The 23,043-nt window shown below is 71.1% G+C and carries 20 protein-coding genes; 13 read left to right on the top strand and 7 right to left on the bottom strand.

The window, feature by feature from the left end; all coding sequences use genetic code 11:
• Positions 1–320 precede the first annotated feature (320 nt).
• Positions 321–1,112 carry a protein phosphatase 2C domain-containing protein gene (locus ACZ7G3_RS04000; RefSeq protein ID WP_470923083.1) on the top strand — a complete coding sequence of 264 codons (792 nt, stop codon included), beginning with the start codon at positions 321–323 and terminating at the stop codon, positions 1,110–1,112.
• A gap of 363 nt (positions 1,113–1,475) precedes the next feature.
• On the opposite strand, the gene ACZ7G3_RS03995 is transcribed toward ACZ7G3_RS04000, so the two are convergent.
• On the bottom strand, positions 1,476–1,970 hold the full coding sequence (locus tag ACZ7G3_RS03995) for a MarR family winged helix-turn-helix transcriptional regulator (RefSeq protein ID WP_426522433.1): 495 nt from the start codon (positions 1,968–1,970) through the stop codon (positions 1,476–1,478).
• A 241-nt stretch (positions 1,971–2,211) separates the two neighbouring features.
• Here ACZ7G3_RS03995 and ACZ7G3_RS03990 point away from each other — a divergent pair, with 241 nt between their 5' ends.
• Positions 2,212–3,039, top strand: coding sequence for a lysozyme (locus tag ACZ7G3_RS03990; RefSeq protein ID WP_426599806.1), 828 nt, complete (start codon positions 2,212–2,214; stop codon positions 3,037–3,039).
• 90 nt (positions 3,040–3,129) lie between these two features.
• Here the strand turns inward: ACZ7G3_RS03990 and lon are convergent, their stop codons facing one another.
• Positions 3,130–5,574 carry an endopeptidase La gene (gene lon / locus ACZ7G3_RS03985; protein WP_470923082.1) on the bottom strand — a complete coding sequence of 815 codons (2,445 nt, stop codon included), beginning with the start codon at positions 5,572–5,574 and terminating at the stop codon, positions 3,130–3,132.
• A 218-nt stretch (positions 5,575–5,792) separates the two neighbouring features.
• Here lon and ACZ7G3_RS03980 point away from each other — a divergent pair, with 218 nt between their 5' ends.
• From ACZ7G3_RS03980 to ACZ7G3_RS03960, 5 genes are all read left to right on the top strand, one after another.
• A complete protein-coding gene (locus ACZ7G3_RS03980) occupies positions 5,793–6,515 on the top strand; it encodes a spermidine synthase (RefSeq protein WP_470923081.1) in 723 nt (240 codons plus the stop codon).
• A gap of 122 nt (positions 6,516–6,637) precedes the next feature.
• On the top strand, positions 6,638–7,378 hold the full coding sequence (locus ACZ7G3_RS03975; protein WP_279559812.1) for a response regulator transcription factor: 741 nt from the start codon (positions 6,638–6,640) through the stop codon (positions 7,376–7,378).
• The gene (locus tag ACZ7G3_RS03970; RefSeq protein ID WP_426599809.1) at positions 7,375–8,499 is read left to right on the top strand and encodes a sensor histidine kinase; all 1,125 of its coding nucleotides are present in this window, start codon (positions 7,375–7,377) and stop codon (positions 8,497–8,499) included. Before ACZ7G3_RS03975 ends, ACZ7G3_RS03970 begins: the two co-directional genes overlap by 4 nt.
• A gap of 295 nt (positions 8,500–8,794) precedes the next feature.
• Positions 8,795–12,628 (top strand): multifunctional oxoglutarate decarboxylase/oxoglutarate dehydrogenase thiamine pyrophosphate-binding subunit/dihydrolipoyllysine-residue succinyltransferase subunit, encoded by a 3,834-nt coding sequence (locus ACZ7G3_RS03965; protein WP_470923080.1) that lies wholly within the window; start codon positions 8,795–8,797, stop codon positions 12,626–12,628.
• A 241-nt stretch (positions 12,629–12,869) separates the two neighbouring features.
• Positions 12,870–13,052: a DUF6104 family protein gene (locus tag ACZ7G3_RS03960; RefSeq protein ID WP_005312030.1), complete on the top strand. Its 183-nt coding sequence runs from the start codon at positions 12,870–12,872 to the stop codon at positions 13,050–13,052.
• 36 nt (positions 13,053–13,088) lie between these two features.
• Here ACZ7G3_RS03960 and ACZ7G3_RS03955 read toward each other — a convergent pair whose 3' ends face one another.
• The gene (locus ACZ7G3_RS03955; protein WP_470923079.1) at positions 13,089–13,898 is read right to left on the bottom strand and encodes a hypothetical protein; all 810 of its coding nucleotides are present in this window, start codon (positions 13,896–13,898) and stop codon (positions 13,089–13,091) included.
• A 147-nt stretch (positions 13,899–14,045) separates the two neighbouring features.
• Between ACZ7G3_RS03955 and ACZ7G3_RS03950 the strand changes: the two genes are divergently transcribed.
• Positions 14,046–14,996 carry a DUF4097 family beta strand repeat-containing protein gene (locus ACZ7G3_RS03950; protein WP_470923196.1) on the top strand — a complete coding sequence of 317 codons (951 nt, stop codon included), beginning with the start codon at positions 14,046–14,048 and terminating at the stop codon, positions 14,994–14,996.
• A 1-nt stretch (position 14,997) separates the two neighbouring features.
• Entirely contained in the window at positions 14,998–16,065 is a 1,068-nt protein-coding gene (locus ACZ7G3_RS03945) for a PadR family transcriptional regulator (RefSeq protein ID WP_470923078.1), read from the top strand.
• Positions 16,066–16,151: 86 nt separating this feature from the next.
• Here the strand turns inward: ACZ7G3_RS03945 and ACZ7G3_RS03940 are convergent, their stop codons facing one another.
• Positions 16,152–16,715, bottom strand: coding sequence for a Clp protease N-terminal domain-containing protein (locus ACZ7G3_RS03940; protein WP_470923077.1), 564 nt, complete (start codon positions 16,713–16,715; stop codon positions 16,152–16,154).
• Positions 16,715–16,924, bottom strand: coding sequence for a helix-turn-helix domain-containing protein (locus ACZ7G3_RS03935; RefSeq protein ID WP_426600974.1), 210 nt, complete (start codon positions 16,922–16,924; stop codon positions 16,715–16,717). The genes ACZ7G3_RS03940 and ACZ7G3_RS03935 overlap by 1 nt, the downstream gene beginning before the upstream one ends.
• Before the next feature lie 100 nt (positions 16,925–17,024).
• On the opposite strand from ACZ7G3_RS03935, the gene ACZ7G3_RS03930 reads away from it, so the two are divergent.
• Complete coding sequence (locus ACZ7G3_RS03930) at positions 17,025–17,156, top strand: hypothetical protein (protein ID WP_470923076.1); 132 nt, start codon at positions 17,025–17,027, stop codon at positions 17,154–17,156.
• On the opposite strand, the gene ACZ7G3_RS03925 is transcribed toward ACZ7G3_RS03930, so the two are convergent.
• Together ACZ7G3_RS03925 and ACZ7G3_RS03920 are read right to left on the bottom strand one after the other, a co-directional pair.
• Complete coding sequence (locus tag ACZ7G3_RS03925) at positions 17,143–18,108, bottom strand: zinc-binding dehydrogenase (protein ID WP_426600977.1); 966 nt, start codon at positions 18,106–18,108, stop codon at positions 17,143–17,145. The two genes, ACZ7G3_RS03930 and ACZ7G3_RS03925, sit on opposite strands and share 14 nt — an antisense overlap.
• 280 nt (positions 18,109–18,388) lie before the next feature.
• On the bottom strand, positions 18,389–19,618 hold the full coding sequence (locus ACZ7G3_RS03920) for an NAD(P)-dependent malic enzyme (protein WP_470923075.1): 1,230 nt from the start codon (positions 19,616–19,618) through the stop codon (positions 18,389–18,391).
• A gap of 642 nt (positions 19,619–20,260) precedes the next feature.
• Here ACZ7G3_RS03920 and ACZ7G3_RS03915 point away from each other — a divergent pair.
• Genes ACZ7G3_RS03915 through ACZ7G3_RS03905 form a run of 3 tightly spaced genes read left to right on the top strand, consistent with a single transcriptional unit; the run spans position 20,261 to position 22,973 of the window.
• Positions 20,261–21,226 carry an ABC transporter substrate-binding protein gene (locus ACZ7G3_RS03915; RefSeq protein WP_470923074.1) on the top strand — a complete coding sequence of 322 codons (966 nt, stop codon included), beginning with the start codon at positions 20,261–20,263 and terminating at the stop codon, positions 21,224–21,226.
• 38 nt (positions 21,227–21,264) lie between these two features.
• Positions 21,265–22,203 (top strand): amino acid ABC transporter permease, encoded by a 939-nt coding sequence (locus ACZ7G3_RS03910; protein WP_470923073.1) that lies wholly within the window; start codon positions 21,265–21,267, stop codon positions 22,201–22,203.
• Complete coding sequence (locus tag ACZ7G3_RS03905; RefSeq protein ID WP_426600982.1) at positions 22,200–22,973, top strand: amino acid ABC transporter ATP-binding protein; 774 nt, start codon at positions 22,200–22,202, stop codon at positions 22,971–22,973. Before ACZ7G3_RS03910 ends, ACZ7G3_RS03905 begins: the two co-directional genes overlap by 4 nt.
• The last annotated feature ends 70 nt before the right edge of the window (positions 22,974–23,043 follow it).

Below are 23,043 nucleotides of genomic sequence, written 5' to 3'. Positions count from 1 at the left end.
CGCGTGAGCGGGGCAGGCCCCCCACCGGTTCCCGACCCTCCCAGTGCCGGTGGGCGGTGGGCGTGCATCATCCGACCCGCCACCCGAAGGAGTGAACCTCGGACGGGAGTTGGTGGGCAAGTTCCCCCGGCTCGCCCGACACGCGCGCGCGGCGCGCCGGTTGGACGTCCGGGACGGGCGGTGGCACTATGTGCCGCCGCGCATTGCCGGAGTACGGAATTCCACCCTAAATCCGGCGACTGACCTGCGCCGCTGCGTCGATCCCCGGGAACTTGCCCACCTCTTGCGGACACGGTGAAGGGGTCGTGCAGACTGGCCGGATGCGCACGGAACTCGTCTCGGAACCCGGCCTCGCCGACCACCCCAACGAGGACTTCGCGAGCGTCGGACTACCGGCCTCGGGGCAAGGCGGGTCACTCGTCGTACTGGACGGCGTGACACCGCCGCGGACCGGAACGGGCTGTCTGCACTCCGTGCCCTGGTTCACCGGGCGCCTCGGCGGAGCCCTGACCGAACTGACCGTTTCACTCCCGGATGTTCCCCTCGCCGAAGCCCTGTCGCGTGCCATCGCACGTACTTCGGCGGCACACGCGGAAACCTGTGACCTTTCTCACCCGCGGACTCCGCAGGCAACCGTGGTCCTGGCCCGCTGGTCCCCCGCCGCCGTCGAGTACCTGGTCCTGTCCGACTCGGCCCTGCTGGTGGAGGCCCCCGACGGCGGGGTCGCGGCGGTCCTGGACGACCGGCTGGCCCGGCTGCCCCACTCGGCTCTCGCGACGGACGCGCTGGTGGACGCGGGCTTCCGCAACAAGGAGGGCGGCTTCTTCACGGCCGCGGCCGACCCGGCGGTGGCGGCGCGGGCGGTGACGGGGGTGCTGCCGCGCGGGGAGGTGCGGACACTGGCGGCGCTGACGGACGGAGCAGCGCGGTGGGTGGAGACGTTCCGGGAGGGCGACTGGACGGACTGCCTCGCGCTGGTGCGCAAGCAGGGCGCCCAGGCACTGGTGGACCGGGTACGGGAGCTGGAACGCGCGGACGCTGCGGGGTGCCGGGAGTTCCTCGGGCGCGGCAAGGCTCACGACGACGCGACGGTGGTGTACGCGGAGCTCTGAACACCGGGGGTTCGGGGCTCCGGCTCCGCTTCTCGCCGGGGACCGCGGCTCGGCTTCTCCGCCGGGGACCGCGGCTCGGCTTCTCCCGCCAGGGACCCGGGTCCTGCTTCTCCATCGGGGACCGCGGCACCTGCTTCTCCGCCAGGGACCCCGGCCCTGCTTCTCCCGCCGGGGACCGGGGACTTCGGTCCTGCTTCTCCGCCGGGGACCGCGGCTCAGCTTCTCCCGCCGGGACCCTCGGCCCTGCTTCTCCCGCCGGGGACCGGGGGCCTTCGGTCCTGCTTCTCGCCAGGGGCTTCAGGCCCTGCTTCCCGCCGGGGCTTCAGGCCCTGCAGGCCCTGCTGCTCGCCGAGGGCCGCGGCCCTACTTCTCCATCCCCCGGTTCAGTTCGTGCAGCAGCCGGGCGAGTTCCGTCACCTCACGCGGGTCCCAGCCGGCGAGCCGCCCGGCGTACCGCGCGCGGCGGGCCTCCCGCACCCGGCTGACGCGGGCCTGGCCCTCCGGGGTCAGGGTGACCAGCCAGGCGCGGCCGTCGGCGGGGTCGGGCTCCCGGGCGACGAGGCCGAGGTCCTCCAGGGCGCGCAGCTGGCGGGACATCGTCGCCTTGCCGACGCCGATGTAGGCGGCGAGCTCCGTGGCCCGCTGCCCGCCGCACTCGCCGAGCCGTACGAGGAGGCCGTACGCGGACGACTCCAGGTCGGGGTGGACCTCCCGGGCCATCTCGCCCTGGCTGGCGCGGGCCCGCCGGAGCAGGACCGTCAACTCCCGCTCCAGCGCCAGGAACTCCGGTTGGTTCACACCACTGCCGGACACTTCGGCTTCGACTCCTCGACCGCCGCCGTTCCCGTCTTCGTGCACGTCAGCCCCTGCCTCGATTTTCCCGGTCCTGAAAGTTTCCGCCACGGGCGGTCATCACCGCAGCTCGGCAAGTATTTCGCAGGCTTAGACCACCGGAAGCTGCCGGTCCCTCTTCCCACCCCCGTTCTACGTGCGTAGCGTCTCCTGCGGAACCCCGGATGGCATGCTCACGCCACTCGCGGGATCCTCTCCCCACCCACGCATCCCCCACCGAGCACCACCGAGCCATCGGAGGCACGTCATGCCCGTGCACAGATCCGGATCGGCCCGCGGGCGGCGCTTCGCCGTCACCGGGGTCCTGCTCGCCGCGTTCTCCCTGCTGTTCACCCTCCCCGCACACTCCTCGTCGGCCGCCGACACCCCGCCGCGCGGCTCCGCCCACATGGGCATGGGCGTCCTGGAGCACGACGGGCGGCACGGCACACCGGTGCCGGGCGGCGCCACCCAGACGGAGGGCGTCGACGTCTCCAGCCACCAGGGCAACGTCCCCTGGTCGACCCTGTGGAACAGCGGGGTCAAGTGGGCCTACGTCAAGGCCACCGAGGGGACGTACTACGAGAACCCCTACTTCGCCCAGCAGTACAACGGCTCGTACAACGTCGGCATGATCCGCGGCGCGTACCACTTCGCCACGCCGGACACGACGAGCGGCGCCGCCCAGGCCAACTTCTTCGTCGACAACGGCGGCGGCTGGTCCCGCGACGGCAAGACGCTGCCGGGCGCGCTGGACATCGAGTGGAACCCGTACGGGGCCACCTGCTACGGCAAGACGCAGAGTCAGATGGTCTCCTGGATCCGGGACTTCCTGAACACCTACAAGGCCCGCACCGGCCGCGACGCCGTGATCTACACGGCCACCAGCTGGTGGACCCAGTGCACGGGCAACTACGGCGGTTTCGCGGTGAACAACCCGCTGTGGGTCGCCCGGTACGCCTCCACCGTGGGCACACTGCCGGCCGGCTGGGGCTACTACACGATGTGGCAGTACACCTCGTCCGGGCCGACGGTCGGGGACCACAACAAGTTCAACGGGGCCCTGGACCGGGTCCGGGCGCTCGCGAACGGCTGACGCTCCCGGCGCGTACGGCGAAGGCCCGGACTCCGCGCGGAGTCCGGGCCCTTCCCTTCACTCATCCGGCCACGCGTCCTCCCCCCGTGCTCAAAGCCTGGGAGGCACCCCCATCGCCGCGACCGGAACCTCCGGCTCCGCACCGCTCGTCGCCGGTGCGAGGGCCAGCTCGAGGACCTGGCGGACGTCGGAGACGGCGTGGACGTCGAGCTTGTCCAGTACCTCCGCCGGGACGTCGTCCAGGTCGGGCTCGTTGCGCTTGGGGATGATCACCGTGGTGATGCCCGCCCGGTGCGCCGCGAGCAGCTTCTGCTTGACGCCGCCGATCGGCAGCACGCGGCCGGTCAGCGAGACCTCGCCGGTCATCGCCACGTCGGTGCGCACCAGCCGGCCGGAGAGCAGCGAGGCCAGCGCCGTCGTCATCGTGATGCCGGCGCTCGGGCCGTCCTTGGGGACCGCGCCCGCCGGGAAGTGGATGTGCACGCCCCGGTCCTTCAGGTCGGCCACCGGCAGCTCCAGCTCGGCGCCGCGGCTGCGCAGGAAGCTCAGCGCGATCCGCGCCGACTCCTTCATCACGTCGCCCAGCTGACCGGTCAGGGTCAGGCCCGACGCGCCCGTCTCCGGGTCGGCCAGCGACGCCTCGACGTACAGGACGTCGCCGCCCGCGCCGGTGACCGCGAGGCCCGTGGCCACGCCCGGCACCGAGGTGCGCCGCTCGGCCGGTTCCTGGGCGGACTCGGGCACGTGGTGCGGCCGGCCGATCAGGGCGCGCAGTTCGCCGTCGGTGACGGTGAAGGGCAGCTCGCGTTCGCCCAGTTCGTGCTGGGCCGCCACCTTGCGCAGCAGCCGGGCGATGGACCGCTCCAGGGTGCGTACGCCCGCCTCGCGGGTGTACTCGGCGGCCAGCTTGCGCAGCGCGCCCTCGTCGACCGTGACCTCGTCCTTGTCGAGCCCGGCGCGCTCCAGCTGGCGCGGGAGCAGGTGGTCGCGGGCGATGACGATCTTCTCGTCCTCGGTGTAGCCGTCGAGGCGGACCAGCTCCATGCGGTCGAGCAGGGCCTCCGGGATGGCTTCGAGGACGTTGGCCGTCGCGAGGAACACGACGTCGGACAGGTCGAGCTCGACCTCCAGGTAGTGGTCCCGGAAGGTGTGGTTCTGGGCGGGGTCGAGGACTTCGAGCAGGGCGGCGGCCGGGTCGCCCCGGAAGTCCGAGCCCACCTTGTCGATCTCGTCGAGGAGCACGACCGGGTTCATCGACCCGGCCTCCTTGATCGCCCGCACGATCCGGCCGGGCAGGGCGCCGACATACGTACGCCGGTGGCCGCGGATCTCCGCCTCGTCGCGGACGCCGCCGAGGGCGACGCGGACGAACTTGCGGCCCATCGCGTGGGCGACGGACTCGCCGAGGCTGGTCTTCCCGACCCCGGGCGGGCCGACGAGGGCGAGTACGGCACCGCCGCGCCTCCCGCCGACGACGCCGAGCCCCCGGTCGACGCGCCGCTTGCGCACCGCCAGGTACTCGGTGATCCGCTCCTTGACGTCGTCGAGGCCCGCGTGCTCGGCGTCCAGTACGGCCTGGGCGCCCCGGATGTCGTAGGCGTCCTCGGTGCGGACGGTCCACGGCAGTTCGAGGACGGTGTCGAGCCAGGTGCGGATCCAGGAGCCCTCGGGCGACTGGTCGGAGGACCGCTCCAGCTTGTCGACCTCCTTGAGCGCGGCCTCGCGGACCTTCTCCGGCAGGTCGGCGGCCTCGACGCGGGCGCGGTAGTCGTCGGACTCCTCGCCCTCCTGCTCGCCGTTGATCTCGCGCAGTTCCTTGCGCACGGCCTCGAGCTGACGGCGCAGCAGGAACTCCCGCTGCTGCTTGTCGACGCCCTCCTGGACGTCCTTGGCGATGGTCTCGGCGACGTCCTGCTCGGCCAGGTGGTCGCGCAGCTGCTGGGTGGCGAGCCTGAGGCGGGCGACCGGCTCGGCGGTCTCCAGGAGCCGGAGCTTCTGCTCGGTGGTGAGGAAGGGCGAGTAGCCGGAGTTGTCGGCGAGCGCGGAGACGTCGTCGATGGCCTGCACCCGGTCCACGACCTGCCAGGCGCCGCGCTTGCGCAGCCAGGCGGTGGCGAGTGCCTTGTACTCCTTCACCAGTTCGGTGACCTGGCCGGGCAGGGGGTCGGGCACGGTGTCGTCGACGCGGGTGCCCTCGACCCACAGGGCGGCCCCGGGTCCGGTGGTGCCGGCGCCGATCTTCACGCGGTCCCGTCCGCGGATCAGGGCGCCCGGGTCGCCGTCGGCCAGCCGGCCGACCTGCTCGATCGTGCCGAGGACGCCGGTCGTGGCGTAGGTGCCGTCGACGCGCGGGACGAGCAGGACCCGGGGCTTGCCCGGCTCGGACCTGGCGGCGGCCTGGGCGGCCTCCACCGCGGCCCGTACCTCGGCGTCGCTCAGGTCCAGGGGGACGACCATCCCGGGCAGCACCACTTCGTCGTCGAGCGGCAGCACGGGCAGGGTGAACGGTGTGAAGGCGTCGGACTCAGCAGCCATGATCTCCCCTTCGGCATTCAAGTTGAGTTACACCGACTCAATGAAAGCGAGTCCTTGATTGTTCCCCCCAGCGTGTTCGCTCTGAGCGATCAAGAAGCGGAGGTTCCTCGTCCGCTCAGCCCCTCCGGTCCCCGCAGGCGAGAGCGCGGCCGGACCCCACGGCATTCCCCCTGCCAGGCGGCCGGGCCCCACGGCATTCCCCCTGCCAGGATGGGTCGATGCCCATCACTTCCCATGACTCCCACGACCACGGCATCCCCGAAGTGCTGGACCGTCGCGAGGGCCCGCACGGCGAGGTCGTCCTGCGCCGGCACGGGGCACTGCTGCAGATCATCGCGAACGGCTGCTTCCTGATGGACACCTCGGACGGGCACTCGGAGCGGCGGCTGGTGGACGCGGCGGCCGACGCGCTCGCCGCCTCCGACGCCCTCGCCGGCCGTGCCGTGCGGAACGCTCCGCACCTGCTCATCGGGGGACTCGGCGTCGGTTTCTCACTCGCACACGCGGCCGCCGACCCGCGCTGGGGCCGGATCGCGGTCGTCGAACGCGAGCGCGCCGTCATCGACTGGCACCGGGGCGGCCCGCTGGCCCCGCTGTCCGCCGAGGCACTGGCCGACCCCCGCACCGAGATCGTGGAAGCGGATCTGGTGCGGTACGTCAATGAGACTTCCGACACGTACGACGCCCTCTGCCTCGACATCGACAACGGCCCCGGCTGGACCGTCACCGAGGGCAACGACGGGCTCTACGCACCGCCCGGACTGGCGGGCTGCGCACGGGTGTTGAGGCCCGGCGGAGTGCTCGCCGTATGGTCCGCGCAGCCCTCTCCGGAATTCGAAGAAACCTTGCGTAATGCCGGGTTCCAGCAGGTGCGTACCGAAGAGATCCCCGTTGCCCGGGGCGTTCCGGACGTCGTCCACCTCGGCGTCGGACCTGGATAGCAAAGGCGCGGTGAATCCCCGTACGCTGCTGACCTGACGCGGTCGTTCAAGCGTCGATCGCAGTCATGCGCAGACGAGGAATCACCCCACTGATTCCGGTAAGCACACCTCAGGGGCGGGCGATGGAGCAGACACAGACCTCCCACAACGGCACGGCGACGGCTACCCCGGGCGCCCAGCGCCGGGTGCTGGTGGTCGAGGACGACCAGACGATCGTGGACGCCATCGCGACCCGCCTGCGCGCCGAGGGGTTCCTGGTGCAAACGGCGGGCGACGGTCCGGCCGCCGTCGACACGGCCGAGGCGTGGCAGCCCGACCTGCTGATCCTCGACATCATGCTGCCCGGCTTCGACGGCCTGGAGGTCTGCCGTCGTGTGCAGGCCGCGCGGCCGGTGCCGGTGCTGATGCTCACCGCGCGCGACGACGAGACGGACATGCTGGTCGGGCTCGGCGTGGGCGCCGACGACTACATGACCAAGCCGTTCTCGATGCGCGAGCTGGCCGCGCGCGTGCACGTGCTGCTGCGCCGGGTGGAGCGGGCCGTCGTGGCCGCCTCGACGCCGCGCAGCGGCATCCTGCGCCTCGGCGAGCTGGAGATCGACCACGCGCAGCGCCGGGTACGGGTGCGCAGCGAGGACGTCCACCTCACCCCCACCGAGTTCGACCTGCTGGTCTGCCTGGCGAACACCCCGCGCGCGGTGCTCTCCCGGGAGCAGCTGCTGGCCGAGGTGTGGGACTGGGCGGACGCCTCCGGCACCCGGACCGTGGACAGCCACATCAAGGCGCTGCGCCGCAAGATCGGGGCCGAGCGGATCCGTACGGTGCACGGCGTGGGGTACGCGCTGGAGACACCGACGCCATGAGCGGAGGGCGGGAGGCCGCACGGAGGAGCCCCGGCCCCCGGAGCACCGGGGAACCCTGGGGCGGCGTACGCCCGTTCTCGATCAAGACCAAGCTGGGTGCGCTGGTCGTCACGTCGGTGCTGATCACCACCGGTCTCTCGGTGATCGCGGTGCACACCAAGACGGAGCTGCGCTTCATCACGGTCTTCTCGATGATCGCCACCCTGCTGATCACCCAGTTCGTGGCGCACTCGCTGACCGCGCCGCTGGACGAGATGAACGCCGTGGCCCGGTCCATCTCGCACGGCGACTACACGCGCCGGGTCCGCGAGAACCGCCGTGACGAGCTGGGCGACCTCGCCGTCACCATCAACCGCATGGCCGACGACCTGGAGGCCCAGGACCGGCAGCGCAAGGAGCTGGTGGCGAACGTCTCGCACGAGCTGCGCACCCCCATCGCGGGCCTGCGCGCGGTTCTGGAGAACATCGTCGACGGGGTCACCGAGGCCGATCCGGAGACCATGCGGACGGCGCTCGGACAGACGGAGCGGCTCGGCCGGCTGGTGGAGACGCTGCTGGACCTCTCCCGCCTGGACAACGGCGTCATACCGCTGCGCAAGCGGCGCTTCGAGGTGTGGCCCTACCTGTCCGGCGTGCTGAAGGAGGCCAACATGGTCGCCTCGGCGCGCGCGGGCATCGCGTCCGGGTCCGGCAGCCACAGCCGCACCGACGTCCATCTGGCACTCGACGTCTTCCCGCCGGAGCTGACCGCGCACGCCGACCCCGAGCGCATCCACCAGGTCGTCGCCAACCTCATCGACAACGCGGTCAAGCACAGCCCGCCGCACGGCCGGGTGACGGTCAGGGCGCGGCGCGGGGACCTTCCGGAGTCGCTGGAGCTGGAGGTACTGGACGAGGGCCCCGGCATTCCGCGCTCGGAGTGGCGCCGGGTGTTCGAGCGGTTCAACCGTGGTTCGGTGTCCCGGCCGCACGGTCCGGGCAGCGACGGCGGCACCGGGCTGGGCCTGGCGATCGCGCGCTGGGCGGTGGATCTGCACGGCGGCCGGATCGGAGTGGCCGAATCCGAGCGGGGCTGCCGCATCCTGATCACCCTTCCGGGTCTTCCCACGGCATCGAGTTGACGTAGGGTTCGAAGCGGAGCGCCAAGATCCACTGACGTCCGCGCTGGCGGACACGTGTGATCAGGCGCAGACCAGGTACAGACCCGCGTCCTCTCGGCGCCGGGTCCCGGTCTCCCCTTCCCACGCGCAGCAGAACCTCGCTTGTTTCCCGCCATTTCCAGCACCGAAACACGGTCTGCGATGTGACTTACGCGACGATGAACGGGCCCGGTCTGACCTTCCGGGCGCGGGAGGCGTAGCCTTGATTCCCGCTGTCCACCATCTTGTGAAGAAGCGGAAGAGGGCGGTTCTCGCCGTGTCGCCACAGTCCCCCAGTAACTCGAGCATCTCGACCGACACCGACCAAGCGGGCAACGCGGGCAAGAACCCCGCGGCCGCGTTCGGTGCCAATGAGTGGCTCGTCGACGAGATCTATCAGCAGTACCTCCAGGACCCGAACTCCGTGGACCGAGCCTGGTGGGACTTCTTCGCCGACTACAAGCCGGGCGCGGCCGCGGCCCAGGCCGCCTCCGGTGCCGCGGGCGCGGACTCCGGCAGCGCGCCGCAGGCCGCCCCCGCACCGCAGGCGCAGGCTCCCGCCCCGGCCCAGGCCCAGACGGCCGCCCAGCCCGCCGCCGCGGCCCCGAAGCCGGCCGCGCAGCCTGCCGCTGCCGCCCCGGCGGCTCCTGCGGCTCCTGCGGCGAAGCCGGCCCCGGCCCAGCCCGCCGCCAAGCCGCAGACGAAGGCCGCCGCGCCCGCCAAGGAGGCCACCCCCTCCCCGGAGGGCCCCGAGCTGGTGACCCTGCGCGGCCCCGCCGCCGCGGTCGCGAAGAACATGAACGCCTCGCTGGAGCTGCCCACGGCCACGTCCGTGCGCGCGGTCCCGGTGAAGCTGCTGTTCGACAACCGCATCGTCATCAACAACCACCTCAAGCGCGCCCGGGGCGGGAAGATCTCCTTCACGCACCTGATCGGCTACGCGATGGTGCAGGCCATCAAGGCCATGCCGGCCATGAACTACGCGTTCGGCGAGAAGGACGGCAAGCCGACGCTCATCAAGCCGGCGCACGTCAACCTCGGCCTCGCCATCGACCTGGTCAAGCCCAACGGCGACCGCCAGCTGGTCGTCGCGGCGATCAAGAAGGCCGAGACCATGAACTTCTTCGAGTTCTGGCAGGCCTACGAGGACATCGTCCGCCGCGCCCGCGACGGCAAGCTGACGATGGACGACTTCACCGGCGTCACGGTCTCCCTGACCAACCCCGGCGGCCTCGGCACCGTCCACTCGGTGCCGCGCCTGATGCCCGGCCAGGCCGTCATCATGGGCGTCGGCTCGATGGACTACCCGGCGGAGTTCCAGGGCACCAGCCAGGACACGCTGAACAAGCTCGGCATCTCGAAGGTCATGACGCTCACGTCGACCTACGACCACCGGGTCATCCAGGGCGCCGCCTCCGGCGAGTTCCTGCGCCAGGTCGCCAACCTGCTCCTCGGCGAGAACGGCTTCTACGACGAGATCTTCGAGGCGCTGCGCATCCCCTACGAGCCGGTCCGCTGGCTCAAGGACATCGACGCCTCGCACGACGACGACGTCACCAAGGCCGCCCGCGTCTTCGAGCTGATCCACTCTTACCGGGTCCGCGGCCACGTCATGGCCGACACCGACCCGCTGGAGTACCAGCAGCGCAAGCACCCCGACCTGGACATCACCGAGCACGGGCTCACCCTGTGGGACCTGGAGCGCGAGTTCGCGGTCGGCGGCTTCGCCGGCAAGTCCCTGATGAAGCTGCGCGACATCCTCGGCGTGCTCCGCGACTCGTACTGCCGCACCACCGGCGTCGAGTTCATGCACATCCAGGACCCGAAGCAGCGCAAGTGGATCCAGGACCGCATCGAGCGCTCGCACACCAAGCCGGAGCGCGAGGAGCAGCTCCGCATCCTGCGCCGCCTGAACGCCGCCGAGGCGTTCGAGACGTTCCTGCAGACCAAGTACGTCGGCCAGAAGCGGTTCTCCCTGGAGGGCGGCGAGTCCGTCATCCCGCTGCTGGACGCGGTCATCGACTCGGCGGCCGAGTCCCGCCTGGACGAGGTCGTCATCGGCATGGCCCACCGCGGCCGGCTGAACGTGCTGGCCAACGTCGTCGGCAAGTCGTACGCGCAGATCTTCCGCGAGTTCGAGGGCAACCTCGACCCGAAGTCGATGCACGGCTCCGGTGACGTGAAGTACCACCTGGGCGCCGAGGGCACCTTCACCGGCCTGGACGGCGAGCAGATCAAGGTCTCGCTGGTGGCCAACCCCTCGCACCTGGAGGCGGTCGACCCGATCGTCGAGGGCGTCGCCCGCGCCAAGCAGGACATCATCAACAAGGGCGGCACCGACTTCACGGTCCTGCCCATCGCGGTCCACGGCGACGCGGCCTTCGCGGGCCAGGGCGTGGTGGCCGAGACCCTGAACATGTCGCAGCTGCGCGGCTACCGCACCGGCGGCACGGTCCACGTCGTCATCAACAACCAGGTCGGCTTCACCGCCGCCCCGGAGTCGTCGCGTTCCTCCATGTACGCGACGGACGTGGCCCGCATGATCGAGGCCCCGATCTTCCACGTGAACGGCGACGACCCGGAGGCCTGCGTCCGCGTGGCGCGGCTGGCCTTCGAGTTCCGCCAGGCGTTCAACAAGGACGTGGTGATCGACCTCATCTGCTACCGCCGCCGCGGTCACAACGAGACCGACAACCCGGCCTTCACCCAGCCGCTGATGTACGACCTGATCGACAAGAAGCGCTCGGTGCGCAAGCTGTACACCGAGTCCCTCATCGGTCGCGGCGACATCACCCTGGAAGAGGCCGAGCAGGCGCTGCAGGACTACCAGGGCCAGCTGGAGAAGGTCTTCACCGAGGTCCGCGAGGCGGCCTCCCAGCCGTCCGCCGCGGAGCCCTCGGACCCGCAGGCCGAGTTCCCGGTCGCCGTGAACACCGCGGTCACCGCCGAGACCGTCAAGCGGATCGCCGAGTCCCAGGTCAACATCCCCGACCACGTCACCGTGCACCCGCGGCTGCTGCCGCAGCTGCAGCGCCGCGCGGCCATGGTCGAGGACGGCACGATCGACTGGGGCATGGGCGAGACCCTCGCCGTCGGCTCGCTGCTCCTGGAGGGCGTCCCGGTCCGGCTGTCCGGCCAGGACTCGCAGCGCGGCACCTTCGGCCAGCGCCACGCGGTGCTCATCAACCGCGAGACGGGCGACGAGTTCACGCCGCTGCTGTACCTGGCCGAGGACCAGGCCCGGTACAACGTCTACAACTCCCTGCTCTCCGAGTACGCGGTGATGGGCTTCGAGTACGGGTACTCGCTGGCCCGCCCCGACGCGCTGGTGATGTGGGAGGCGCAGTTCGGCGACTTCGTCAACGGCGCGCAGACGGTCGTGGACGAGTTCATCTCGTCGGCCGAGCAGAAGTGGAACCAGACCTCCGGCGTCACGCTCCTCCTGCCGCACGGCTACGAGGGCCAGGGCCCGGACCACTCCTCGGCCCGCCCGGAGCGGTTCCTGCAGCTCTGCGCGCAGAACAACATGACGGTCGCGATGCCGACCCTGCCGTCGAACTACTTCCACCTCCTGCGGTGGCAGGTGCACAACCCGCACCACAAGCCGCTGGTCGTCTTCACCCCGAAGTCGATGCTGCGCCTCAAGGCCGCCGCGTCGAAGGCGGAGGAGTTCACGACGGGCCAGTTCCGCCCGGTCATCGGCGACGACTCGGTCGAGGCGGCCGCGGTCAAGAAGGTCGTCTTCTGCGCCGGCAAGGTCTACTACGACCTCGACGCCGAGCGGAAGAAGCGCGGCGTGACGGACACGGCCATCATCCGCATCGAGCGCCTGTACCCGCTGCCGGGTGCCGAGCTCCAGGCGGAGATCGCCAAGTACCCGAACGCCGAGAAGTACCTGTGGGCCCAGGAGGAGCCGGCGAACCAGGGTGCCTGGCCGTTCATCGCGCTCAACCTGATCGACCACCTGGACCTGGCGGTCGGCGCCGACGTCCCGCACGGCGAGCGCCTGCGGCGCATCTCGCGCCCGCACGGCTCGTCCCCGGCCGTGGGTTCCGCGAAGCGGCACCAGGCCGAGCAGGAGCAGCTGGTGCGTGAGGTGTTCGAGGCCTGAGCCTCCGGACGACCGGCCTGACGCCGAAGGGCCCGGCCCCCGGGAAACCGGGGCCGGGCCCTTCGGCGTGCGTACTCGTCCGGCGGCCGGGACGGTGCGGGCGCGGGTACGTACGCGTACCGGCGGCCGGGACCATGCCGGCGCGGGTACGGGGCGCGCCTATCCTGGGACCAGCGGTTCCCACGGAACCCCACCCTGTTCGACTCAGTCGGTCCAGCCGACCCATCCGACGGAGAGCACGTTGTACTTCACCGACCGCGGCATCGAGGAACTGGAGAAGCGGCGCGGCGAGGAGGAGGTCACCTTCGAGTGGCTCGCCGAGCAGCTGCGGACCTTCGTCGATCTCAACCCGGACTTCGAGGTGCCGGTGGAGCGGCTGGCGACCTGGCTGGCGCGGCTGGACGACGAGGACGACGAGGAGTAGTCCCCCAGGGGGTGCGCCGCCGCGTCCCGGAGGCTGTCAGGGACGCCGTGTCAGCCCGTACGCCACCCCCAGCGCGCCGTGCGCGACCAGCAGTACCCCCGCCGTGGTCCAGCCTCCGCTGCGGCGCCACAGACCCCAGGCGGTGAGGGGCAGGCCGGCCGCCATCTGGGCCAGGGCCAGGGCGCGGGCTCCGGGGCCGCCCACCCAGGGCATCCAGGGGGCAAGGCGGCTTTCGCCGGCGGTCGGGCGCCGCCCGGCGGCCCCGGTCCGCCGGACGCCGGGCAGGGCTCGGGCGGCGGCGCCGAGGCGGTCGGCGGGCTCGCCGGGGTCGAGTCCGGCGGGGAGGGCGACTCCCGCGCGGGTGAGGACCGCGAGCAGGCCGCGCAGCCTGGTACGGGCGTCGGCCTCGGGATCGGGCCCGGTCAGCCGGTCCAGCGACTGCACGTCCAGTACGGGATCCAGGCCGAGGCGGTGGGCGAAGGTGCGCATCGCCTCGTCCTCGCCGGCCGGGGTGCCGTCCGCGAGCCACACGTAGCCGACGGGGCGGCGGAAGCCGGACGCGAGGGTGTAGCCGGCCCGGTCGGCGTCCCACCACAGGGCGAGTACGGGCCAGGGGGCGCCGACGGCGAGCGCGGCCGCCCAGCCGGTGAGCACGCGCTCGACCGGTTCGCCGCCGTGCCGCCAGGGCCCGCCCTCCGGGACGAGCACACTCCACTTCTCGCCGGCCCGGAGCAGCGGCATGCGCTCGCCCAGCAGCGGAGCGACGGCGGTGACGGAGTCCGGCTCGGCGCGGCACAGCAGCAGGGCACCGGCAGCGGAGGCGGATGCGGACTCTTCCGTCGACATGTTCACAAGCTAGGGCAAACCCGCCCGATCCCGCCCTCCCGGCCGAGCGCAGATCACCGGAACGGGTCTCTTGACTTTCCCTGCGCGCGATATATCGTGAATTACGGAGGACGCGATATGGCGCGTTCGGTCGAGGAGGTCTGCACCATGTCCGAGTGGTCCGTCGCGGAGCCCGGGAAACTCACCTTCGACGAGTCCGTGAGCGAGCTCCAGGTACGCATCGTCAATGGAACAGTGAACGTCGTGGGCACGGACGAAGGTTCCGCCCGCCTGGAGGTCTCCGAGATGGAGGGGCCACCCCTGATCGTGACCCACCAGGACGGCATACTCACCGTGGCCTACGAGGACCTGCCCTGGAAGGGCTTCCTCAAGTGGCTCGACCGCAAGGGCTGGCGCCGCAGCGCGGTGGTCTCCCTGGCCGTGCCGACCGGCACCCGCGTGGAGGTGGGCGTGGTCAGCGCCACGGCCGTGGTCTCCGGACTCGACGGGCGCGCCGAGGTCCGGGGCGTCGCCGGGGACACCACGCTGGTGAGCCTCGCGGGCCCGGTCCGCGCGGATACCGTCTCCGGAAATGTGGAGGCCCAGGCCCTCAGCGGCGACCTGCGCTTCAACTCCGTCTCCGGCGACCTGACGGTGGTGGAGGCGGGCTCCTCCGTCCGGGCGGACTCCGTGAGCGGTTCGATGATCGTGGACCTGGATCCGGCCGGCGGCCCCACCGACATCAGCCTGACCAGCGTCTCGGGCGAGATCGCCATCCGGCTGCCCCAGCCCGCCGACGCCCGGGTGGAGGCGAACACCGCCAGCGGCACGGTCTCCAGCGCCTTCGAGGACCTCCGGGTGGGCGGCCAGTGGGGTGCCAAGCGGATCACCGGCCGGCTCGGCGCGGGCAACGGCCGGCTGAAGGCCACGACGATCTCCGGCTCGATCGCCCTGCTGCGCCGCCCGGCAGGGGAGGACACAGCGGGGGACCGCGAGCCCGTGGACACCGGCCCGGCGGGCGACGCGCAGGACGACTCGGGGGACAATTCCGCTTCCGGCCGGGACCGCGGCGCCACCGGCGCCCCGGCCGACGGCACGACCGAAAAGAAGGTGCTCTGACATGTCCCCCGTCTTCGCGCACGGCCGCCTCCGCCTCTACCTCCTCAAGCTGCTGGACGAGGCCCCGCGTCACGGCTACGAGGTGATCCGGCTCCTCGAAGAGCGCTTCCAGGGTCTGTACGCTCCGTCGGCCGGCACGGTGTACCCGCGCCTGGCCAAGCTGGAGGCCGAGGGCCTGGTCACCCACACCACCGAGGGCGGCCGCAAGGTGTACGCCATCACCGACGCCGGCCGCGCCGAACTGTCCGACCGCAGTGGCGAACTGGCCGACCTGGAGCTGGAGATCCGGGAGTCCGTCGCCGAGCTCGCCGCCGAGATCCGGGCCGACGTGCGCGGCGCCGCCGGTGATCTGCGCCGGGAGATGCGGGCCGCGGCCAGCGCCGCCCGCGGGGGCACCGGCTCGGCGGCGCACGGCGAGGGCACCGGCTCCGCCGCCGGCACCGCGGACACCGACGACAAGGAGGCCTGGCGCGCCGCCAAGGAGGAGATGCGGCGCGTCAAGCAGGAGTGGAAGGAGCAGGCCCGCCGCGCCAAGGACGAGAGCCGCCGCGCCCGCGAGGAGGCCCAGCGGGCCCGGCATCAGGCCAAGGAGGCCCAGGAGCGGGCCCGGGCTCAGGCGCAGGAGGAGGTGCAGCGCATCGCCCAGCGGGTCCAGGAGCAGGTCCAGGACCACTTCTCGCGGGGCGACTGGCCGACCGGGCTGCGCGAGGGCCTGAGCGAACTGGCCAAGGAGGTCGGCGACTTCGGCAAGGACTTCGGGAAGGAGTTCGGAAAGGACTGGGGCTTCGGCCGCACCGACACCGGGCCGAGCACCCACCGGCCCGAGTACTCCGCGGCCCGCGAGGACTTCCCGGCCGGCTACGCCCCGTCCTGGGCGCACGAGGACGCCGCGGAGTCCACCGGTGACCCCGCCCGCGACCTGGACCGGCTGCTCGACCGCTTCCGGGACGACATCCGCGACGCGGCCCGGGACCACGGCGTCACGGCCGACCAGCTCCGCGACGCCCGCCTCCAGTTGTCGACGGCCGCGGCGCACATCGGGGCGGTGCTGCGGGCACCGAAGGCCTGAGCACCGGCACCGGCTCCTGCGGCGCATGTCCCCGGCGCGGCTCCCCGGCACACCGCCGAAGGCGCCTCGCCGGGACGCCGCGCACGTCAGGCGCAGGCCTCCCCCGCACCGCCGCCCAGCACCCTGGTCAGCGACTCATGGGTCACCCCGTGGTCGGCGAGCACCTCGGCGGGTACGCCGGGGCGGACGGTGAGGGCGAGGAGGATGTGCTCGTCCCCGATGTGCCGGTCGCGCCGGGCGACGGCAGCCCGCAGGGCCTGCTCCAGCACCTCCTTGGCGCCCTTGCTGAAACTGCGGTGCCCGGACCACCAACGCCTGTCCCTCCGGTCGCCGGACATCGCGCCGACGCCATGGGCCTCCTCCACCCGGGCGACGATCTCGGAGACGTCGATCCCCAGCCCGGCGAGGGCGTCGGTCTCGGCCCGGGTCAGCCCGGCACGTCGCCGCGCCTCCGCCAGGGCCTGCCGTACCTCCTCCTCGCGTTCTCCGACCCCGAGCGCCGACAGGGCGAAGGAGGCCCGGCTGCCCTCACGGTCCAGCAGGGCGAGCAGCAGGTGCTCGGTGTCGACGGTCTGCGCCCGTGCTTCTTCGGCGTGCTCGACCGCCCCCTGCACCACGGCCCGGGCGTCCTTCGTGAATCGCTCGAACATCAATGCCTCCCATGCTTCTTGTGCACGGCCTGCCTGCTGACCCCGAGTTCCGTGGCGATCTCCTGCCACGACCATCCCTGGTTGCGCGCGCTGCGCACCTGCACCGCTTCCAGCTGCTCCAGCAGCATCCGCAGTGCGGCGACGGCCCGCAGCCCGACCCGGGGGTCACGATCACCCGCCCGCGCGGCGAGATCCGTTGCTTCGCTCATGGTGTCAATGTAGGTTGACAGGACCCACTCGTCAACCCTGGTTGACACTCCGGGGTGGTTCGGGGAACGCGAACGGCGGACCCGGAAGACCGGGCCCGCCGTGGACGAGCTGAATGATCCGATCGCCCTGCGCGACCCGAACGATCCGCACGACCTGATCGACCTGATCGACCTGATCGATCCGATCGGTCTGCGTGACAGGGAGAAAAGCTTGCAGGTCAGGAACCGCTGAGCACGATCTTGCCGAACTGCCCTCCGGAGGCCATCCGCTCGAATCCCTCGCGGGCCCGGTCCATCGGAAGCACCTCGTCGATGACGGGACGTACACCGGTCGCGGCGCAGAAGGACAGCAGGTCCTCCAGCTCGTCCTTGGTGCCCATCGTGGAGCCGACGATCTTGAGTTCCAGGAAGAAGACCCGGGTCAGCTCGGCGTGGGAGGGCCGGTCGCCGCTGGTGGCGCCGGAGATGACGAGCGTGCCGCCCGGCCGCAGCGACTTCACCGAGTGGGACCAGGTGGCGGCGCCCACGGTCTCGATGACGGCGTCGACCCGCTGCGGCAGCCGCGCGCCCGGCTCGACGGCCTCCACGGCACCCAGCTCCAGGGCCCGCTTCCGCTTGGCCTCGTCCCGGCTGGTGGCGAAGACCCGCAGCCCCGCCGCCTTGCCCAGCACGATCGCGGCCGTGGCGACCCCACCACCGGCGCCCTGCACCAGCACCGAGTCACCCGGGCGCACCCCGGCGTTGGTGAACAGCATCCGGTACGCCGTCAGCCAGGCGGTCGGCAGGCAGGCGGCCTCCTCGAAGGAGAGCTCCTTCGGCTTGGGCAGGACGTTCCAGGTCGGCACGGCGACCTGCTCGGCGAACGTCCCCGGGTAGCGCTCCGTGAGGATCGAGCGTGGCTCCTTCGGGCCGACGCCGTGGCCGGTCTGGCCGATCACGGAGTGCAGGACGACCTCGTTGCCGTCCTCGTCGACACCCGCGGCGTCACAGCCGAGGATCATCGGGAGCCGGTCCTCGGGGAGGCCGACGCCGCGCAGGGACCACAGGTCGTGGTGGTTGAGGGAGGCGGCCCTGACATCGACGACGCTCCAGCCGGGACGGGCCTCGGGAGCGGGGCGCTCTCCCAACTCCAGTCCGGTCAGCGGTTGGTCGCGGTCGATTCGGGCGGCGTAGACAGCGAACATGACCTTGACGATAGGTTCCCGACCCGCAGACCGGAACCACGACGCCCTGTGACACACGCCCTCTTGCCCCCGCGCAGCTGCGGGCAGTCGTGCCGCTGGGGCGGCACGGGTGGGCGGTGGGGGCACCTCCCGCTCGAGCGCAGCCGAGAGTGGGGGAGGCACCCCGCAGCGCCGGGCCGCGCCACCCACCCCCGCCCCACACCGACGCCGCCCCACCGGCAAAAGCGAACGGCCCCGTCCACCAAGGACGAGGCCGTGCACCACACGCGGCATCACACCGTCACCGGCGCGCGACCCCCTCCGCCCGAGCCGCCGCCGCCACCGCCGCCGTCACGGCCGGCGCGACGCGCTCGTCGAACGGGGACGGGATGACGTAGTCCGCGGCGAGGTCGTCGCCCACCACGGAGGCCAGCGCCTCGGCCGCCGCGAGCTTCATGCCCTCGGTGATCCGGGACGCCCGCACCTGCAGCGCGCCCGCGAAGATGCCCGGGAACGCCAGCACGTTGTTGATCTGGTTCGGGAAGTCCGAGCGCCCCGTCGCGACGACCGCCGCGTACTTGTGGGCGACCTCCGGGTGCACCTCGGGGTTCGGGTTGGCCATCGCGAAGACGAAGGCGCCCTTCGCCATCGAGGCGACCGCCGGCTCCGGCACCGTACCGCCGGAGACGCCGATGAAGACGTCGGCGCCCGACAGGGCGGCCTCCAGCGAGCCGGACAGCCCCGCCTTGTTGGTGAAGGAGGCCAGCTCCCGCTTGACCGGGGTCAGGTCCTCCCGGTCCGCCGAGACGACGCCCTTGCGGTCCGCGACCGCGACGTCCCCGATGCCGGCCTCCACCAGCATCTTGGCGATGGCGACACCGGCCGCGCCCGCGCCCGAGATCACCGCCCGCAGCTCGCCCAGGGTCCGCCCGCTCAGCCGAGCGGCGTTGCGCAGGGCCGCGAGCGTCACGACCGCCGTGCCGTGCTGGTCGTCGTGGAAGACCGGGATGTCGAGGCGCTCCTGGAGCTTGCGCTCGATCTCGAAGCACCGCGGCGCCGAGATGTCCTCCAGGTTCACGCCGCCGAAGGACGGCGCGAGCCGCACCACCGTCTCGACGATCTCGTCGGCGTCCGTGCAGTTCAGCGCGATCGGAACCGCGTCCACACCGCCGAACTGCTTGAACAGGATCGCCTTCCCTTCCATCACCGGAAGGGAGGCCTCGGGCCCGATGTCCCCGAGTCCCAGAACCGCCGTACCGTCCGTCACGACCGCCACGACCGACGACTTCCACGTGTAGTCGTGGACGAGGTCGGGCTGCTCGGCGATCGCGCTGCACACTTTCGCGACGCCGGGCGTGTACGCCAGGGACAGGTCGTCCTTGTCACGGACCGGCACGGTGGCCTGCACGGCCATCTTGCCGCCGCGGTGCAGCGCGAACGCGGGGTCGAAGGAGTCGAGGGGCTCCGTGCCCGCCTCCTGCTCCGTACTGGCGTCGCTGTCGCTGCGAGGATTGACGATCTCCGCTGCCACTTTGTCTTACCCCTTAAGAGTTCATGGTTTGAGGGTTTGTCCACTCCTGGTGAGGAATGGGCGGGCACCGCGCAGGACGCCGGCCGACTGGGCCACAGGGAGGCCTGCGCGACGGGCGCGCCGCACACGCGCCCTGAGCCCCTGATGAGGGGTGTAAAGAACCTTCTTACCCGACGGACGCCCCCCGCGACGAGTCCGATAAGCGCAAGCTCACATGTCGGACCCCGAACGCCGCATGCCGGTGACATGACTCATAGCCAGGGATCCGGACAACTTCTCGGCATCCCTTGACAGGCATGGAGAACAGGTCCTCAAAGGCCGCACATACGCGCGAACCGCGTCTGCATATCGAGGAATGCCGAAGATCTTCCGGCCGGAAGGGAGGATTCCCGTAAAGGTTCGGTCGTGATGTACCGACCTGGTGCGGTTCGGGGGGTCACCCGTTATCCGATTTTGACATGACGTCCCCCCTGAACGGCCGAGTCCGAATGGCAAGATGCCGTAATCACACGAGGTCGCGACACTCGAAGGCGTGTGCTCTCGTCGACCCGCCGCGCCTGCCGATGTCCCGGCCGGCGTCCCGCTCCACCGGAACTCCACCGTCACCATCGGCATCTCCCTTCATCCGCCGGAGGAACCACCATGACCGCAAGCTCCACCCGTCGTACGACCGCCGCGCACTCCCGGACAGCAGCGGTCGGTGCGATCGCGGTCGCAGGCGCCCTGCTGCTCACCGGATGCGGCGACCAGACCAAGGACAACGACTCCGGCAGCGAGAGCCCGGCGAAGAGCACCGCCCCGCTGGCCGACAAGCTGCCGCAGTCCATACGCGACAAGGGCGTCATCAAGGTCGGTTCCGACATCGCCTACGCTCCGGTCGAATTCAAGGACGACTCCGGCAAGGTCGTCGGTATCGACCCGGACCTGGCCGAGGCCATGGGCAAGCAGCTCGGGGTGAAGTTCGAGTTCCAGAACGCCACGTTCGACACCCTCGTCGGCGGCCTCGCCTCCAAGCGGTACGACATCGCCATGTCGGCCATGACCGACACCAAGCAGCGCCAGGAGGGCATCGACGCCGACACAGGCAAGAAGGTCGGCGCGGGCGTCGACTTCGTCGACTACTTCACCGCGGGCGTCTCGCTCTACACCAACAAGGGCGACGACCAGGGGATCAAGACCTGGGACGACCTGTGCGGCAAGACCATGGCCGTGCAGCGCAACACCTTCTCCCACGACCTCGCCAAGGAGCAGGCGACCAAGTGCGAGAAGGACGGCAAGAAGACCCTGAAGATCGAGGACTTCGGCACCAACCCCGAGGCCGAGACCCGGATGCGCTCCAAGGGAGCCGACGTCGTCTCCGCCGACTTCCCGATCGCCGCCTACTCCGTGAAGAACTCCGGCGGCGGCAAGTACTTCGAGATCGTCGGCGAGCAGGTCGAGGCGGGCCCCTACGGCATCGCCGTCGCCAAGGGCAACACCGAGCTCCGTGACGCGCTGCAGGCCGCGGTCCAGGCGCTCATCGACAACGGCGAGTACAAGAAGATCATCGACAAGTGGGGCGTCGCGGACGGCGCGATCACCGAGGCCAAGATCAACGGCGGTTCCTGAACCGGCCCGGTTCGACTCGGCTCTGAAAGGCTCCACCCGTGACTGTTGACGTCAGCAAGACGGGCGGTCCCGACGCGACGCCCCCCGCCGGGCCGGAGGCCATCAAGGCCATCCCGGTCCGGCACCCGGGGCGGTACGTGTCCGCGGCCGTCGCACTCGCCCTCCTGGGCGCGGTCGTCTACGCCTTCGCGCGAGGCAACATCAACTGGGGCGCGATCCCCGAGTACTTCTTCGACGACCGCATCCTCAAGGGTGTCTGGAACACCCTGCTGCTCACGGTGCTGTCGATGGCGATCGGCATCGCCGGCGGCATCCTGCTCGCCGTGATGCGCCTGTCGAAGAACCCGGTGACCTCGTCCATCGCCTGGTTCTACATCTGGTTCTTCCGCGGCACCCCGGTCCTGGTCCAGCTCTTCGTCTGGTTCAACCTCGGCCTGGTGTTCGAGTACATCAACCTGGGTCCGATCTACAAGGACTACTGGTCCTCGTTCATGACGCCGCTGCTGACGGCGCTGCTCGGTCTGGGGCTCAACGAGGCCGCGTACATGGCCGAGATCTGCCGTGCCGGTCTGCTCTCGGTCGACGAGGGCCAGACGGAGGCGTCGCACGCGCTCGGCATGAGCCAGCCGAAGACGCTGCGCCGGATCGTGATCCCGCAGGCGATGCGCGTCATCGTGCCGCCCACGGGCAACGAGGTCATCAACATGCTGAAGACCACCTCGCTGGTCTCGGCGGTGCAGTTCGCCGACCTCTTCAAGCAGGCCCAGGATATCGGGCAGGGCGCGGGCTCGACGGTGGAGATGTACTTCCTCGCCGCCGCCTGGTACCTGATCATGACCTCGATCCTGAGCGTCGGGCAGTACTACGTCGAGCGGTACTACGCCCGCGGTTCCAGCCGCACCCTGCCGCCGACGCCGTTGCAGCGCTTCAAGGCGGCCGTCCTGCCCACCCGCCGCCCGAAGGGAGTCACGGCATGACGCAGTCCTCCCCCGCCATGGTCAAGGCCGAGGGCGTCCACAAGTCCTTCGGTGCCGTGGAGGTCCTCAAGGGCATCGACCTGGAGGTGAAGTCCGGCGAGGTGTTCTGCCTCATCGGCCCCTCCGGCTCCGGCAAGTCCACCTTCCTCAGGTGTATCAACCACCTCGAGAAGATCAACGCCGGGCGTCTGTACGTCGACGGCGAGCTGGTCGGCTACCGCCAGAAGGGCGACAAGCTCTACGAGCTGAGGGACAGCGAGGTCGCCCTCAAGCGCCGGGACATCGGCATGGTCTTCCAGCGCTTCAACCTGTTCCCGCACATGACGGCCGTGGAGAACGTCATGGAGGCGCCGGTACAGGTCAAGGGCGTGAGCAAGGCGCAGGCCAGGGAGCGGGCACGGCAGCTCCTGGAGCGCGTTGGCCTGGGCGACAAGGCGGGCAACTACCCCTCGCAGCTCTCCGGCGGCCAGCAGCAGCGGGTGGCGATCGCCCGGGCCCTGGCGATGGACCCGAAGCTGATGCTGTTCGACGAGCCGACCTCGGCCCTGGACCCGGAGCTGGTCGGCGACGTCCTCGACGTCATGCGCGACCTCGCCGAGTCCGGCATGACGATGGTCGTCGTCACCCATGAGATGGGCTTCGCCCGTGAGGTCGGCGACAGCCTGGTCTTCATGGACGGCGGCGTGGTGGTCGAGTCGGGCAACCCGCGCGACGTCCTGACGGACCCGCAGCACGAGCGGACGAAGGCGTTCCTGTCCAAGGTCCTCTGAACGCCCGCAGGCACGCCGAGGGGGCGGTACGTATCTCTGTACCGCCCCCTTCGGGCTGCGTCCGGACCCG

Source organism: Streptomyces sp. NPDC037271 (genome assembly GCF_055603605.1).
This window is presented reverse-complemented; position numbering and strand designations above follow the sequence as displayed.